Consider the following 15,029-nt stretch of genomic DNA (forward strand, 5'->3'; position numbering starts at 1 on the left):
TGTGACGCCGACGCGTCCTCTGCGACAACACATTGCATCGATGTCTGCCGCAACAGCGGCTTTCGTGCGCGCGGCATCCTCCCAAGTGCCCGCTCTCGGGACCGCAGCCATCATGGCTGTCGTGGCTGCCGGCTTCGTCGCCTTCGCGCCCGGCACGGCGCGCGCGGCAGGAGTCATTTGCCAGGATTTCAATGGTCAGGATGGTGGAGCGGCTTTCGCGCAGACGTCATCCGGCGGCACCGCATGCGGAAGATCCGCCAATAGCAATGGCACTCTCTCGGTTGCGATGGGCAATGGCGCGGGTGCTTTCGGGGACAACAGCGTGGCGCTCGGCGTAAACGCCGGCGCCGGTGGACTTGTTTTCGACACGAACGCCGGCGGCCTGACCACAGACTACAACAATGCGAACACGACGGCCATCGGCACTGGGGCCGAGGCCGGCGCCGGCGGGGCGAACCAGGCCAATGCCACCGCCCTCGGCACCGCGGCCCAGGCGAATGCCGTGAACGCCACCGCCCTTGGCAGCTCGGCCCAGGCGAACGGCGGCAATGCCACGGCCGTCGGCAACGGGGCTACGGCAAATGCCGCGAATGCAATTGCCCTCGGCGACGCTACGACGGCCAATTATGACAACTCCATCGCCATCGGCGTGGGCGCAACGACGACGCGCGACAACCAGGTCATGCTTGGCAATGGCCTCAATACCTACACGCTGACCGGCGTCGCTTCGCAGGCAAGCAAGGCCGCGCAGGCCGGTCCTACCTATCTGATGACGACGGACAGCACCGGCAATCTGGCGGCGTCGACGTTCGATGTGGCGACGCTTGCGAACCTGCCAGCACAAGTCGCCCAGAACAGCAGCGATATCAGCACGCTGAACAGCACTGTGAGCAGCCACACGAGCGAACTCGCCGATCACGAAACCCGCATCACCAACAACACCACCGCGATTGCGCTGCACACGACCGAGATCGCGGACCTCGACACGCGGGTAGCCACCAACACCACCAACATTACCCAGCTCGACGGCCACGTCGGCGCGCTCGAGGCCGGCTTCCAGGGCCTCGGTGACCAGATCAGCGAAAACCGCACGGAAGCGCGTGCCGGCATCGCGCTGGCGCTGGCGACGGCGGGGCTGCGCTATGACGACAGGCCTGAAAAACTGTCGCTCGCCGGCGGCTTCGGCCACTTCAAGGGTCAATCCGGCCTGGCGCTTGGTCTTGGCTACAACACCAGCGAGGATTTCCGTCTCAACGCCGCTCTGTCGGCCACCACCAACCATGGCGATGTCGGCGTCAGCGTCGGGGCGTCATGGACGCTGAACTGATGCGGTCGGCATGATCCGAGGTGCGAGGGGCTGGCTTGAAAAAGCCGCTGGCGGCCGCGTTCCCACAGACGCGGCCGCCTGTCTCCCCGCCGGCGGCTCGATCTCGGATGAACTTCAGAGGCCACATGAAGCACCCGCAATCTTCATCGTTCAGGCGGATGGCGCGGGCCGCCGCGACAGGCTTGCTGTCGCTCGGCCTGTTGGCGGCATCCCAGGGCGCTGCGGTGGCGCAGGCCAAAAAGACGGAGAAGGGCGACAAGGTCCACGCCGCCCGCCCGGCCAACATCGACCGCAACGGCGTGCTGATCCTGATCCGCGGCACGCTGCTGGCGCTCGACCAGGCCAACAAGACCGGCAACTATACGGTGCTGCGCGATCTCGGCTCGCCGAATTTCCAGGCCAACAGCGCTGCCCAACTCGGCGACATCTTCGCCAACCAACGCAAGCAGGCGCTCGACTTTGGAGCCGTCGCCGTGCTCGATCCGCAACTGACCTTGCTGCCGCAGATCGAACCGAACGGCATGCTGCACATGGCTGGGTTTTTCCCGTCGGTGCCAATGCAGGTCAATTTTGAGCTTTTGTTCGAGCCGGCGAACCGGCAGTGGAAGATCTACGGCGTGTCGGTCAACCTGACGTCCGGAGCGCCGCAAGCGCCCGACACACCCGCCGCCGGGCAACAGAAACCCGACGAGGCCGCCCCGCCGCCCGACGCACCCTCGATCACCGTGCAGCCGAAGAAGGCAGCGAAGCCTTGAAGCGGCACGCGGACGCAGCCGCCGCTACAGCAACTCCAGCCGCAGCGCGCTTGCCAGCAGCGACAGTGCGAAGACCAACAGGCCCGAGCTGAAGACGAGGTTGACGGTGCGCAGCCCGCGCGCGCTGAGCCGCTTGCGCAGATGGTTGGTGGCCAGCGTCAGCGTCGTCCACCAGGCCGCCGAGCCGAGCAGCACGCCGGCCGAGACAATGGCCAGGCTTTCCCAGGACGGGATGCCGGCTCCCAGTATGCCCGGCGTCAGCGTGAAGAAGCCAAGCAGCGTCATTGGGTTGCCCAGCGTCCAGAACAACCCTGTCACATAGGCCCGGCCCGATGGCATGCGCCGCTGCTGGCCAGCGTCCAGCGACGGCGTCAGCCGCGCCGCCGTCACCGCCATGTAGAGCAGGAACATGCCCGCGCAGAGCTGCAGCAGCATGTGCCAGCCGATCAGCACATGCGCCACCGCCCCAAGCCCGGCGGCGGCAATGGAGGCATAGACCGAGTGTGTGGTCGCCGCCCCATAGCCGGTCGCCAGACCCGGTGCGATGCCGCCCGCGATCGTGCGCTGCACGCATAAAAGGCCGGTGGGACCGATGGGAGCCGCGACCGCGAAACCCAGCAAGGCCCCACGCATCGCACTCAGGAAAAGTTCCGCTGTGCAGGACATGCCGACAGATCTTCCTTTGGCCGCACGTCGTCGGGATTCCCGGCCAGGCGACACCTGGCCAGATGCCGGCCAAGGCCAGCAACGGGCGCCCCGCTTTCGCGAGCTGCTTCGATGTTCTTCGGGTAAGACGGCCGTTGGCGGGGCTGACAAGCACGTCGTCTTGAAGTTTCTCTCCAAGTATTAGTTAGATGTAATGTGTCTGCGCATAGACGCCGTTCCGTCCTGTGGGTTCAAGACCTGGCTGATGTGCCGACGCATTACTGGCGGCGGAGAAATGCAATTCTCCCGATGCGCGTCACGTGCCTTGAACTCAGTTCAACCTCAAGCCGGCGCAGCCAATCACAAAACAGGCATCGCGGCGTCCACCATTTGGATTAGGCTTGACTCCCAACTTCTATTTTTTTCTACTGACTTTCAGTTGGCTTTCGGTGTGCCCCCACCTCCGCGTCGGCTTCAGACAGCAAATCGCAAAATCGAACGAGGGATCGATCCCGTTGAAGCGATGTCGGCGCAGCAGCACGCGATGCTTGACAGGGACCGTCAACCCGTGCGGGCCGGCATGAACGGCGACATGACTGGCCGCTCCTATCCGGCGGAGCGCATTTCGGAACTCATCGGCACGATCTACGATTGCGTCCTCGATCCGGCGCGATGGCAATCGGTGGTTGAAAGCATCCGCACCGAGCTGGACTTCTGCTACGCGGTTCTCGGCGTGTATCCGCTTCCGGGCGGGGAGGTTACGCTCGGCGTCGCAACCGGCATCGATTCGGTGAAGCTCGGCGAGCTTCCCGCTTACGGCCAGGACCTCGTCGATCTCTGGGGTGGTGACACCAAGGTAAAGCAATATCCGCTCGAGGAACCGATCGCGCAGTCGCAGGCCGTGCCGGATGCCGCGCTTGTCGCCAGCCGCTATTTTCTCGAATGGGCGCAGCCGCAAGGGGTGGTCGACGCGGTCGCGATCGGATTGGAGCGCAATGCGCGCATGGTTTCCACGCTTTCCTTCGGACGGCATGAGACGGCCGGCATCGTCGGAAGCGCCGAACTCGACGCCTTGCGTCTCCTGGCCCCGCATTTCCGGCGCGCCATCGCCATCGGCCAGCTGCTCGAACTGCAATCGATAGCCGCCGCCAACGTGTCGTCGGTGCTGGACGGCCTCTCGGTCGGCGTCGTGCTGGTCGATGAACTGATGACCCTGGTCCACGCCAATCCGGTCGCCGAGGCCATGCTGGCCCGCAAGGATCCCATCAAGGTCAGCAATGGCCGCCTTGTCGTCTCGGACGCCTCGCCCGCGATCTCGTCGGCGATAGAGGACGCGGTCGCCCAGGCCGCCGGCAACGAGGCCGCGCTCGGGCGCCGCGGCGGCACCGGTTTTCCGACACGTGGCCTGTCGGGAGAGCCGCGCATCATCCATGTCCTGCCGCTGAAGCGGCGCGAAAGTCGTCCCGGCCTGTTCCGGCGGGCGATAGCAGCCCTCTTCGTCGCCCCGGTCGACAGACCGATAAGTCTTCCCTTCGATGCGTTCGCGGCCCTCTACGGCCTGACCCCCGCCGAGGTTCGCATCGTGGAATTGATCGTCGCCGGCCGCACCCAGCGCGAGATCGCAAAGGCCCTCGGCCTGGCGAGCGCGACGGTCAAGACACATCTCCTGCATGTTTTCGAGAAGACCGATGTTCGCCGCCAGGTCGATCTCGTCAGGCTTGTCGCATCGCTGGCATCGCCGCTTTGACGATTCGCACCTGGGAGGGCACGATCACGGGATGACCAGCCGAAGATAGCCGATACCTTCATGCCGCAATTGCAGGGGAGAATTCCCAATTTGGCAAACAGGAGGCAAATCCATGCTTCAAATGGCTTGTGATTTGACAACCCGTTCCACGTACCGGAGGCTATGTATAGTAATCTTATCGACATAGAGGGCCGGAGACGACGATGAGAGGCCAGACCGACCGTATCGCGGCGATCGCCGGTGGCGCCGGGTCCCAGCCGCGGGCCTCGGGGCACGCAAGCCGCGTTTCTGTGTCCGTGGCGTCACAAGCCGGGCCTAAAATGGCCGCAACGGCTTGAAAACCAAGCAAGATCAATCACAATTGGCTTGTATATCATGTCACTAGAATTTATGTGTCATGGATGCTTGGACGCGGCGGGGAGGCACGCCAGGCGTTTCGCAACGGATGGCTCGAAGCCATCGCATGACAGAGAAACGTTCGGTTCATGCTCACCAAAAAAGGCAAGTACGGCCTCAAGGCGCTGGTCCACCTGGCGCGGATGCCGGCCGGACAGCTCGCTTTCGTCGGCGATATCGCGACCGGCAACAACATCCCGAAGAAATTCCTCGACGCCATCCTGGGCGAGCTGCGCAATGCCGGCTTCGTCCAGAGCCGCAAGGGCAAGGATGGTGGTTATCGCCTGGCGCGGCCGGCCGACGAGATCGAGATCGGCCACGTCGTACGCGTGCTCGACGGTCCGCTGGCGCCAATTCCATGCGCCAGCCGCACACAATATCAGCGCTGTGAAGACTGCAACGAGGCGACATGCCAAGTCCGACATCTGATGCTCGAGGTCCGGCAGGCGATCGCCGAGGTGCTCGACCAGCGCAGCCTGGCCGAAATGCGCGACATCGGCCTCGACGACCTTGCGGACGCGGTGAAGATCCAGGCCTGACGCCTCGCATCCTGACAGGTCGCATCCTGACAGTTCGCATGGGGCTGGAACGCGCATGAGCGGGCGCGCCAATTCGATCATTATTGTTGGCGGCGGCGCCAGCGGCGTCGTGCTGGCGGCGCATCTGTTGAAATCGCCCAATCCCGATCTGCGCGTGACGCTGGTCGAAAAGCGCCCGCATTTCGGCCAGGGCATTGCCTATTCGACGCTGCTGTCGGCGCATGTGCTCAATGTCAGCGCCGCCGGCATGAGCGCCTATGCCGACGATCCCGGCAATTTCTGGCGCTGGCTGCTGGAGCGCGGCCTTGCCACCCAGGACCAGGCGCCGGTCTATGCGCCGCGCAGCGTCTATGCGCGTTATCTCGGCGAACTGCTCGACGAACTCGAGGCCCGCGAACTCAAGACGGGGCGGCTTCGCCTGATCCGCGAGGAAAGCCTGTCGATCACCCCCACCGCGTCCGGCGTCGAGGTCGCGCTTGCCAACGGCACCAGCGTCGTCGCCCATCTTGCGGTGCTGGCCACCGGCCATGACGAGGAGCCGGCCCAGGGCCATGCGATCAGGATGGGCTCGGAAGCCGACACCGCGCTCGCCCCGGACAGCAGCGTCATGGTGCTGGGCACCGGCCTCAGCATGGTCGATGCCTTCCTGGCGCTGGAACAGCGCGGCCATCGCGGCGACATCGTCGCGGTGTCGCGGCGCGGCCTGCTGCCGTCGCCGCACCGCAAGGGCAACCCGATCAAGCTCGACGTCGCCGACATCCCGCTCGGCACCCAGCTTTCCTATTTCGTCGGCTGGTTCCGCAAGCTGATCAAGGAAAGCCAGAAGGCCGGCGTCGACTGGCGCGACGTGGTCGACGGCCTCAGGCCGTTCAACCAGAAGATCTGGCAGAACTGGCCATCCTCGGCCAAGCGCCGCTTCGTCGAACACACCAAGGCGTGGTGGGACATCCACCGCCACCGCATGGCGCCCGAAGTCTACGCACGGGTGACGCAGGCCGTTCAGTCCGGCCGCATCCGGCTGGTGGCCGGACGCGTCATCGACATCACACGCGGCGCGGAGTTCACGGTCAAGGTCCAGTCGCGCCACACGCAGCGCCTCGAGACCTTCGACGTCTCCCGCATCTATGATTGCTCGGGCATCGTGCGCGACATCTCGACCTCGTCGAACAGCGTGGTGCGCTCGCTGGTCGACCGCGGGCTGGCCCGGCCGGACCCGCTGCGCATCGGCCTCGACGTGTCGGCCAATTGCGAGATCATCGCCAGCGACGGCACGGTTTCGGCCAAGATCCTGGCGGTCGGCCCGCTGACCAGGGGCACTTTCTTCGAAATCGACGCCATCCCCGATATCCGCGTGCAGTGCGCGCGGCTGAGCAAGCGGCTCTTAGGCTGAGACAAACCTCTTGATGCCGGCGGGACAGCACCCCCCTCTGGCCTGCCGGCCATCTCCCCCGCAAGGAGGGAGATCGGCAGCTTCTCTGGTGGCCCCAACTTTTGCCGTTGGAGATAGGCGAAAGCCGAGATGACGGCCAATCTCCCCCCTTGCGGGGGAGATGTCCGGCAGGACAGAGGGGGGTGCGTCCCGCCAATCGTGGATTGGGAGGCTGGTGTACGCCACCGCCAGACCCGGAATTTCATTCCTTATCTGGCCGGCCGATTGGCACGATCTATCTTCTTTCCAACTGTAAACGGCCGGAAAAGAGGCTACGCTGCCGCCCAGCCTGCGAGGCGGTCGCTTGATCAGGGAGTTTCGATATGAGCAAGCACAAGATCGCCGCGCCTGACAGCGACCCCTCGGAAAGCGCGACATCCCGTCTGCGTTCGCCCTACAAATCGGTTCTCGACCTTATCGGCCAGACGCCGGTGGTCGAGCTGACCAAGTTCGACACCGGCAAGTGCCGGCTGTTCATCAAGCTCGAAAGCCAGAATCCGGGCGGCTCGATCAAGGACCGCATCGCGCTGTCGATGATCGCGGCGGCCGAGAAAGAGGGCAGGCTGAAGCCCGGCGGCACCATCGTCGAGGCGACCGCCGGCAATACCGGCCTTGGCCTTGCCCAGGTCGGCATTCCCAAGGGCTACCGCATCGTGCTGGTCGTGCCCGACAAGATGTCGCGTGAAAAGATCCAGCATCTGCGCGCGCTGGGCGCCGAGGTGCGCATGACGCGCTCCGATGTCGGCAAGGGCCACCCCGAATATTACCAGGACATGGCCGAGAAGATCGCTGCCGAGGTGCCCGGCGCCTTCTATGCCAACCAGTTCGCCAACCCGGCCAACCCGCTGGCCCACGAAACCACCACCGGCCCGGAAATCTTTTCGCAGCTTGACGGCGATGTCGACGCGGTGGTTGTCGGCGTCGGCTCGGGCGGCACGCTGACCGGCCTTGGCCGTTACTTCGCCAAGGTTTCCCCGAAGACCGAAATGGTGCTGGCCGATCCGGTCGGCTCGGTGCTGGCGCCCTTGATCAAGACCGGCAAGATGGAAGAGGCCGGCAGCTGGACGGTGGAAGGCATCGGCGAGGATTTCGTGCCGCCCAATGCCGATTTGTCGCTGGTCAAAAAAGCTTATTCGATCACCGACAAGCAGAGCATGCTGGCGGTGCGCGATCTCTTGTCCCGTGAAGGCATCCTGGCCGGCTCATCCTCGGGCACGCTTTTGTCGGCGGCCTTGCGCTATTGCCGCGAACAGACGACGGCCAAGCGCGTCGTCACCTTCGTCTGCGACAGCGGCAACAAATACCTGTCAAAGGTGTTCGACGATTTCTGGCTGGCCGAGCAGGGGCTGGCCGAGCACGAACAGCATGGCGATCTGCGCGACCTCGTCATGCGCACGCATCGCACCGGCGACACCGTCTCTATCGGGCCGGACGAAAGCCTGCTCAACGCCTATGGCCGCATGCGCCGATCCGATGTCTCGCAGCTGCCGGTGCTCGACAATGGCAAGCTCGTCGGCATCGTCGACGAAAGCGATATTCTTGCCCATGTCGACGGTCCCTATGACGGGCGTTGGGAACGCTTCAACATGCCGGTGCGCACGGCGATGACTTCCAACCTGCACACGCTGCAGGCCAGCCAGACGCTGGATGCGCTGCTGCCGGTGTTCGACCGCAATGAGGTCGCCATCATCTTCGACGGCGACGAGTTCGTCGGCCTGATTACCCGCATCGACCTGATCAATCATTTGAGGCGCGCACGATGACCAGCCATACCCCACCAGCGGGCAAAAACCGCCTGGCTTTTTCGACGCGCACGATCCATGGCGGCCAGCGCCACGATCCGCTGACAGGTGCCGTGATGGTGCCGATCTACGCCACCTCGACCTATGGCCAGCAGTCGCCCGGCGTGCACAAGGGCTTTGAATATGCCCGCAGCCAGAACCCGACGCGCTTTGCCTTCGAGCGCGCCGTGGCCGACCTCGAAAGCGGCTCGGCGGCTTTCGCCTTCGCCTCCGGGCTGGCCTCGATCGCCACCGTGCTGGAGCTGCTCGACAGCGGCGCGCATATCGTCGCCACCGACGACATCTATGGCGGTTCCTTCCGGCTGATGGAGCGGGTGCGCAAGCGCTCTGCCGGCCTGCAGGTCTCGTTCGTCGATTTCACCGATCTTGCGGCGGTGGAGGCCGCGATCCGGCCGGAGACCAAGATGCTCTGGGTCGAGACGCCGACCAATCCGCTGCTGCGCATCGTCGACCTCGAAGGCGTCGCCGCACTTGCCAAGCGCAAGGGCATCCTGTCGGTCGCCGACAATACGTTTTGCAGCCCCTATATCCAGCGGCCGCTGGAACTCGGCATCGACATCGTGGTCCATTCGACGACCAAATATCTCAACGGCCATTCCGACATGGTCGGTGGCGCCGCCGTCGTCGGCGACAACAAGGAGCTGGCCGCCCAGCTGAAATTCCTGCAGAACGCCATCGGCGCCATATCGGGTCCGTTCGACAGCTTCCTGGCGCTGCGCGGCCTGAAGACACTGGCGCTCAGGATGGAGCGTCATTCCGACAACGGGCTGAAGATCGCGCAGTGGCTGGAAGCCCGCAAGGACATACGCCGCGTCATCTATCCCGGCCTCGCCAGCCACCCGCAGCACGCCATCGCCGTCCAGCAGATGTACGCCTTCGGCGGCATGATCACCGTCGTGCTCGACCGCGATCTTGCCGGGACAAAACGCTTCCTCGAACGCACGCAATTGTTCACGCTGGCCGAAAGCCTCGGCGGGGTCGAGAGCCTGATCGAACACCCGGCGCTGATGACGCACGGGTCCATTCCCGCCGAGAAGCGGGTCGAGATCGGCATATCGGATTCGTTGGTGCGGCTGTCGGCGGGGATCGAGGATGGCGATGATCTGATCGCCGATCTGGATCAGGCGCTGGGGGGATAGCTCATCCCGGTTGACCGCGAACGCCATCTGCCCGAATTGTAGCCTCCTCAATTTCGGCTGCGGACATCATGGCCACGCGCGAACCCCCGAAACCCACCGAAACCCTCACCTTCGCGGTGCTGGTGTTTCCCGGCTTTCCGATGATGGCGTTCAGCTCCGTCATCGAGCCGCTGCGCGCCGCCAATGTGCTGGCCAAGCGGCAGTGCTATCGCTGGATCATCGTCGGCGGCACGAAAGGGGCGGTCGAGGCTTCGAACGGCGTCGTCATCCAACCGGGTTTTTACGCGGAGAACGCGCCGAAGGTCGACCGCATCGTGGTGTGCTCGGGCGGCGATGCCGATCACCTGGTCGCCGAGGACGCGGCAAACTGGATCCGCCGCAGCTTGCGCAGTGGCGCGCATATTGGCGCGGTGGCGGATGCGGCATTTTTCCTGGCTCGCGCGGGCCTGCTCGACGGCCATGCCTGCACCTTGCACTGGACCAGCCAGGCCGCCTTCACCGAGGCGTTCCCGAACATCGAGCTGCGGCGCGACCTCTATGTCATCGACCGCAAGCGTTTTACGTCGGCCGGCGGCGTCGGCAGCCTCGACATGATGCTGGAGATCATCACCCGGGATTACGGCGCCGAGCTTGCCGCCGGCGTCGCCGAATGGTTCGTGCACAGCCAGTTGCGTTCCAGCGTCGACCGCAAGCTGATGCCGCTCAGGCTGCGCACCGGCGTGCAGAACGAGCTGGTGCTGTCGGCGATCGCCATCATGGAGGACGCGGTGGAGGAGCGGCTCGGCATGGCGGAGCTGACGGCCCGGCTCGGCGTGTCCTCCGACAAGCTCGAGCGCAGTTTTCGGTCCGAACTCGCCATCTCGCCCAACGGCTACTACCGGCGGCTCAGGCTGAAACGCGCCGCCGACCTGCTGGCGCACTCGACGCTTGCCGTGCGCGACGTGGCTCTGGCCTGCGGCTTCGCCTCGATGTCGAGCTTTGCCCGGGCCTTTCGGGAAGAGCATGGGCACGCGCCGAAACTGGCGAGGAGGCAGTAGTTTGCGCTCACTGACGCTATGAGAGGTTAGCGGGACAGCACCCCCCTCTGTCCTGCCGGACATCTCCCCCGCAAGGGGGGAGATTGGCAGTTTCGATGCCGCCGTTCACCTTGCATCGCTGGAGATTGGCGAAAGCCGGAAATGACAGCTGATCTCCCCCCTTGCGGGGGAGATGCCCGGCAGGGCAGAGGGGGGTGCTGTCCCGCCAGCATCTCTCATTGGCCCAGCGGCATTCCGCACAACACACGCGGTTTTCCGCACAATCCTCCGGTCCCCGCTGCGCCATGCTCAGCCCTCCCAACCCACCAAGGCCAGCCACCCATGAGCATCGTCGTTTTCGACCCCGACAGCACCGAGGACGTCGACTTCAAGGATCGCATGCGCCACCCCGCGGCGGCGGATTCGGCGGGCGGCATGTGGTTGTCCGACACCGAGCCGTCCTTCATCGACGCCGACGCCCTGCGCAAAGGCCGGCTGGCCAAGCTGCGCGGCTGGATGCGTGAGGCCGGCTATGGCGGGGTCGTGCTGTTCGACCCCTACAACCAGCGCTACGCCACCGGCTCGCGCAACATGTTCGGCTATTTCCTGCGCAACTCGACCCGTTATTTCTTTATCCCGACCGAAGGGCCGATCGTGCTGTTCGAGTATCCGCAGAGCTACCATGTCTCGATGGTGCTCGACACGATCGACGAGGCGCGTCCTTCCAAGCTCGTCTGGTCGTCGGTCTCCGGCCGCGACGACGAGACCGCCGGCCCGTTCGCCGACGAGATCGCGGAACTGTTGAAAAAGCATGGCGGCGGCTCGATGAAGCTCGGGCTCGACCGCTGCAGCCATCTGCAGGCGCTGGCGCTGGAAAAACGCGGCTGCGAGGTCAAGGATTGCCAGGGCGAGATTCTTGCCGTGCGCGCGGTGAAGACGCCCGAGGAAGTGAAGTGCCTGCAGGTGTCGATGGCTGGCGCCGAGGCCGCGGTCTACGCGGTGCGCGAGGCGATCAAACCCGGCGTCTCCGAAAACGAGCTGTTCGCCATCATGTATGGCGAGGTCATCCGCCAGGGCGGCGAGTTCATCGAGACGCGGCTGTTGACGTCGGGCCAGCGCACCAACCCGTGGTTCAACGAGGCCAGCGGCCGCAAGATCCGGCCCGGCGAACTTTTGGCGCTCGATACCGACACGATCGGCTGCTATGGCTATTATTCCGATTTCTCGCGCACCTTCCGCTGCGGGCCGGGCAAGCCGACCGACTACCAGAAGTCGCTCTACCGCATGGCGCATGACCAGGTTCAACACAACATTTCGATCGTCAAACCCGGCATGGCGTTCCGCGAGATCGCCGAGAAGGCCTGGAAGATCCCGGACCGTTTCGTCGACCAGCGCTACACCTCGGTCATGCACGGCGTCGGCATGCATGGCGAGACACCGTTCATTGCCCATGCCATGGATTACGAGACCTATGGCCGCGACGGCCATATCGTGCCAGGCATGGTGGTGAGCGTGGAAAGCTATATAGGCGAGAAGGGCGGCCGCGAGGGCGTCAAGCTGGAGGACGAGATCCTGATCACCGAGACTGGTACGGAGCTTCTGTCGCGCTTCCCCTATGAGGACGAGTTTTTGGAGAAGCAGGTTTGACGGTGGTAACCAATGAGCGCCTCGTTCCTGTCCCGCCGGCCTACGGAAGAGTCTTTGGCTGCCTTGCCCATGCATCACCCAGGCGCATCCGCATGAAAAGCCCCATCTCCATGAAGCGCGGCACCGTGGCCGCCGTCTTCATCGACCTGCAGGAGGAGCACCGGCAGGATCCGCGCTATCTGGTCGAGGGCTTTGCCAACATCCTCGCCAACGTCCAGCGCCTGCAGGCGGCGGCGCGGCAGAACCATGTGCCGCTCTATCACTGGGCCTATATCGTCGATCTCGACAAACAGGACCGGCCGTTTCACCCGGTCGGGGCCGACGGCAAGTCGGCCTTCTCCGACAAGAGCGACCCGCTGACCGAAATCTGCCAAGAGGTGGCGCCGGCCGAGGGCGAGGCGCTGCTGATCAAGGCCGAGGCCAGCGCCTTCCGTTCGGGGCCGGGTGCCGATCAGTTGAAGGCAAGCGGCATCGAATGGCTTGTCGTCGCCGGCGTCTGGACGGAGGCCTGCATCGACGCATCCGTGAAGGACGCCGTGGCCAGGGGATTTCGCGTGCTGCTGGTCAAGGATGCCTGCGGCAGCGGCAGCGCGGCCATGCACCAGACCGGCATCCTCAACCTCGCCAACCGGCTCTATGGCGGCGCGGTCATCGACACCGACGGCGCCTGCCGGCTGCTGGCGGGCGAAAGCGTGACGGCCTGGCAGGTCGAGGGCTCGGTGCCGCTGCGCTTCAGCTTCGACAATGCGGCCGCGCTCTATGCCGAGCTTTGAATTGCCGGCATGACTGACAAGACCAGCCGCGGCGAATACGAGACACGGCTCGATCCGGCGCTGTGGGCCTATATCGACGCCATCAATGCCTGGTATCCGCCCGAAACCGTCGACCTGCCGATCGCCAAACAGCGCGCGATCTACGACCGCATGTGCCGGGCGCTGCGCCAGCCCTATCCGCCCGGCGTCATCGCCAAGGACGGGCTGATCGCTGCCGCCGGCCGCGACATTCCCGTCCGGCGCTACCAGCTCGCCGGCACCGCCGCGCGGGCAAAAGTGCTCTATTTCCATGGCGGCGGCTTCATTCTTGGCGGGCTCGACAGCCATGACGACATCTGCGCGGAAATCTGTGCCGGCACCGGCTATGCCGTGCTGTCCGTCGACTACCGTCTGGCGCCCGAACATATCCACCCCGCCGCCTTCGACGATGCGCTGGCCGCCTTCGAATGGGCGGCGGCCACGACCGGCCAACCGATCGTGCTGTGCGGCGAGAGCGCCGGCGGCAATCTGGCGGCGGCGGTGGCGCAGGCGACGCGCGGTCATCCCCGCGCTGCGATCGGCCAGGTGCTGATTTATCCCGGCCTCGGCGGCGACGAGAGGTCCGGCTCCTATGTCGAACACGCCAACGCGCCGCTGCTGTCCGTCGGCGACATTGCCTTCTACCGCGACGTGCGGTCGGCCAAGCGGCAATCGCAGGACGATCCGACATTTTCGCCTTTGCGCGACAGGAACTTCTCCGGCCTGCCACCGACGGTGATCGTCACGGCCGAATGCGATCCGCTGTCATCCGATGGCGAGACCTATCGCGACCGCATCCTGGCGACTGGCGGCAAGGCATGGTGGCATGAGGAAAAACGCCTGGTGCACAGTTTCCTGCGCGCCCGCACCACGGTGCCGGCGGCGGCGCAAGCCTTTGGGCGCATCATTTCGGCGATCGCGGCTCTGGGTCGCGGCGAGTGGCCGTACTGACTCTTACGACGCCGCGGCCTTTGCCTCGGATGATGTGGCCTTCAGCCAGAGCGCCTTTTCGCCGAGCGTGGCGACCATGGCGGCATGGGCGGCGCGCTCCGCCTCGGTCAGGCGCGGCAGCAACGGACCCGGGCGCACGGCGGCAATGATTTCGATGTGGCGGACATTTTCGCCGCGCTGCGCCGGCGCGGTCGCGCTGTCCAGGATGAGGGCGGCCTGCTTGCCGCCGATCAGCTCGATATAGACCTCGGCCAACAATTCGGAATCGAGCAAGGCACCGTGCTTGGTGCGCTTGGCGTTGTCGATGCCGTAGCGCCGGCAGAGGGCGTCAAGCGAGTTGGGGCCCATCGGGTGCTTGCGGCGCGCCAGCGCCAGCGTGTCGACGACAAGGCCGGGATCGATGACGGGATGGCCGAGCCGGCCGAATTCGACGTTGAGGAAGCCGATATCGAAGGTCGCATTGTGCGCGACCAGCTTGGCGCCGTCGGTGAAGGCCAGCCATTCCTCGACGATCTCGGCAAAGGTCGGCTTGCCCGCGAGGTCGGCAGCGCTGATGCCGTGCACGGCTTGCGCCTCCGCATGGATCGCGCGCCCTTGAGGATTGATGTAGTGGTGGAAGGTGCGGCCGGTCGGGAACCGGTTGACCAGCTCGACGCCGCCCAGCTCGATCACGCGGTCGTCGCGCGAATCCAGGCCGGTGGTTTCTGTATCGAAGATGATCTCGCGCATCGAATCAGGTGCTCCTGGGAGCAGAATCGCGAGACCGGAACAAAATGGCAATGGGAAATGCCTGTTTTCCCTTCTCCCCTTGCGGGAGGTGGCCGCGAAGCGGTCGGATGAGGGGT

The 15,029-nt window shown here is 64.9% G+C and carries 13 protein-coding genes; 11 read left to right on the forward strand and 2 right to left on the reverse strand.

The genetic code is table 11. The annotated features are described in order from the left end of the window. The first annotated feature begins 112 nt into the window (after positions 1–112). Together MESOP_RS32945 and MESOP_RS04370 are read left to right on the forward strand one after the other, a co-directional pair. Positions 113–1,327: a YadA-like family protein gene (locus MESOP_RS32945; protein WP_013892113.1), complete on the forward strand. Its 1,215-nt coding sequence runs from the start codon at positions 113–115 to the stop codon at positions 1,325–1,327. 125 nt (positions 1,328–1,452) lie between these two features. After that, positions 1,453–2,082 carry a hypothetical protein gene (locus tag MESOP_RS04370; protein ID WP_013892114.1) on the forward strand — a complete coding sequence of 210 codons (630 nt, stop codon included), beginning with the start codon at positions 1,453–1,455 and terminating at the stop codon, positions 2,080–2,082. A 24-nt stretch (positions 2,083–2,106) separates the two neighbouring features. On the opposite strand, the gene MESOP_RS04375 is transcribed toward MESOP_RS04370, so the two are convergent. Further along, on the reverse strand, positions 2,107–2,748 hold the full coding sequence (locus MESOP_RS04375; RefSeq protein ID WP_013892115.1) for a LysE family translocator: 642 nt from the start codon (positions 2,746–2,748) through the stop codon (positions 2,107–2,109). Between the two features lie 523 nt (positions 2,749–3,271). Here MESOP_RS04375 and MESOP_RS04380 point away from each other — a divergent pair. The 9 genes from MESOP_RS04380 to MESOP_RS04420 all read left to right on the forward strand — a co-directional run bounded on the left by MESOP_RS04380 (position 3,272) and on the right by MESOP_RS04420 (position 14,184). Continuing rightward, positions 3,272–4,474 (forward strand): helix-turn-helix transcriptional regulator, encoded by a 1,203-nt coding sequence (locus MESOP_RS04380; protein ID WP_245265052.1) that lies wholly within the window; start codon positions 3,272–3,274, stop codon positions 4,472–4,474. 485 nt (positions 4,475–4,959) lie between these two features. Further along, entirely contained in the window at positions 4,960–5,409 is a 450-nt protein-coding gene (locus MESOP_RS04385) for an RrF2 family transcriptional regulator (RefSeq protein ID WP_013892117.1), read from the forward strand. Between the two features lie 55 nt (positions 5,410–5,464). Continuing rightward, positions 5,465–6,799: an FAD/NAD(P)-binding protein gene (locus tag MESOP_RS04390; RefSeq protein ID WP_013892118.1), complete on the forward strand. Its 1,335-nt coding sequence runs from the start codon at positions 5,465–5,467 to the stop codon at positions 6,797–6,799. Positions 6,800–7,161: 362 nt separating this feature from the next. Then, positions 7,162–8,601 carry a pyridoxal-phosphate dependent enzyme gene (locus tag MESOP_RS04395; RefSeq protein WP_013892119.1) on the forward strand — a complete coding sequence of 480 codons (1,440 nt, stop codon included), beginning with the start codon at positions 7,162–7,164 and terminating at the stop codon, positions 8,599–8,601. Next, positions 8,598–9,779, forward strand: coding sequence for a trans-sulfuration enzyme family protein (locus MESOP_RS04400; protein ID WP_013892120.1), 1,182 nt, complete (start codon positions 8,598–8,600; stop codon positions 9,777–9,779). Before MESOP_RS04395 ends, MESOP_RS04400 begins: the two co-directional genes overlap by 4 nt. A gap of 68 nt (positions 9,780–9,847) precedes the next feature. Next, entirely contained in the window at positions 9,848–10,816 is a 969-nt protein-coding gene (locus MESOP_RS04405) for a GlxA family transcriptional regulator (protein ID WP_013892121.1), read from the forward strand. A gap of 321 nt (positions 10,817–11,137) precedes the next feature. Then, complete coding sequence (locus tag MESOP_RS04410) at positions 11,138–12,442, forward strand: M24 family metallopeptidase (RefSeq protein ID WP_013892122.1); 1,305 nt, start codon at positions 11,138–11,140, stop codon at positions 12,440–12,442. Positions 12,443–12,534: 92 nt separating this feature from the next. Continuing rightward, positions 12,535–13,215, forward strand: a complete 681-nt coding sequence (locus MESOP_RS04415) for an isochorismatase family protein (RefSeq protein WP_013892123.1) — start codon at positions 12,535–12,537, stop codon at positions 13,213–13,215. Positions 13,216–13,224: 9 nt separating this feature from the next. Continuing rightward, positions 13,225–14,184, forward strand: coding sequence for an alpha/beta hydrolase (locus MESOP_RS04420; protein ID WP_013892124.1), 960 nt, complete (start codon positions 13,225–13,227; stop codon positions 14,182–14,184). A 3-nt stretch (positions 14,185–14,187) separates the two neighbouring features. On the opposite strand, the gene dnaQ is transcribed toward MESOP_RS04420, so the two are convergent. Then, entirely contained in the window at positions 14,188–14,913 is a 726-nt protein-coding gene (gene dnaQ, locus MESOP_RS04425; protein WP_013892125.1) for a DNA polymerase III subunit epsilon, read from the reverse strand. Between the last annotated feature and the right edge of the window lie 116 nt (positions 14,914–15,029).

Source organism: Mesorhizobium opportunistum WSM2075 (assembly GCF_000176035.2).
Classification (GTDB): Bacteria; Pseudomonadota; Alphaproteobacteria; order Rhizobiales; family Rhizobiaceae; genus Mesorhizobium; species Mesorhizobium opportunistum.

Excerpts from the sequence above, each read along its gene's own strand:
- MESOP_RS04410 (WP_013892122.1), top strand. The coding sequence starts at position 11,138 with ATGAGCATCGTCGTTTTCGACCCCGACAGCACCGAGGACGTCGACTTC.
- MESOP_RS32945 (WP_013892113.1), top strand. The coding sequence starts at position 113 with ATGGCTGTCGTGGCTGCCGGCTTCGTCGCCTTCGCGCCCGGCACGGCG.
- MESOP_RS04385 (WP_013892117.1), top strand. The coding sequence starts at position 4,960 with ATGCTCACCAAAAAAGGCAAGTACGGCCTCAAGGCGCTGGTCCACCTG.
- MESOP_RS04405 (WP_013892121.1), top strand. The coding sequence starts at position 9,848 with ATGGCCACGCGCGAACCCCCGAAACCCACCGAAACCCTCACCTTCGCG.
- MESOP_RS04400 (WP_013892120.1), top strand. The coding sequence starts at position 8,598 with ATGACCAGCCATACCCCACCAGCGGGCAAAAACCGCCTGGCTTTTTCG.
- MESOP_RS04380 (WP_245265052.1), top strand. The coding sequence starts at position 3,272 with ATGCTTGACAGGGACCGTCAACCCGTGCGGGCCGGCATGAACGGCGAC.
- MESOP_RS04415 (WP_013892123.1), top strand. The coding sequence starts at position 12,535 with ATGAAAAGCCCCATCTCCATGAAGCGCGGCACCGTGGCCGCCGTCTTC.
- MESOP_RS04420 (WP_013892124.1), top strand. The coding sequence starts at position 13,225 with ATGACTGACAAGACCAGCCGCGGCGAATACGAGACACGGCTCGATCCG.
- MESOP_RS04375 (WP_013892115.1), bottom strand. The coding sequence starts at position 2,748 with ATGTCCTGCACAGCGGAACTTTTCCTGAGTGCGATGCGTGGGGCCTTG.
- MESOP_RS04390 (WP_013892118.1), top strand. The coding sequence starts at position 5,465 with ATGAGCGGGCGCGCCAATTCGATCATTATTGTTGGCGGCGGCGCCAGC.
- dnaQ (WP_013892125.1), bottom strand. The coding sequence starts at position 14,913 with ATGCGCGAGATCATCTTCGATACAGAAACCACCGGCCTGGATTCGCGC.
- MESOP_RS04395 (WP_013892119.1), top strand. The coding sequence starts at position 7,162 with ATGAGCAAGCACAAGATCGCCGCGCCTGACAGCGACCCCTCGGAAAGC.
- MESOP_RS04370 (WP_013892114.1), top strand. The coding sequence starts at position 1,453 with ATGAAGCACCCGCAATCTTCATCGTTCAGGCGGATGGCGCGGGCCGCC.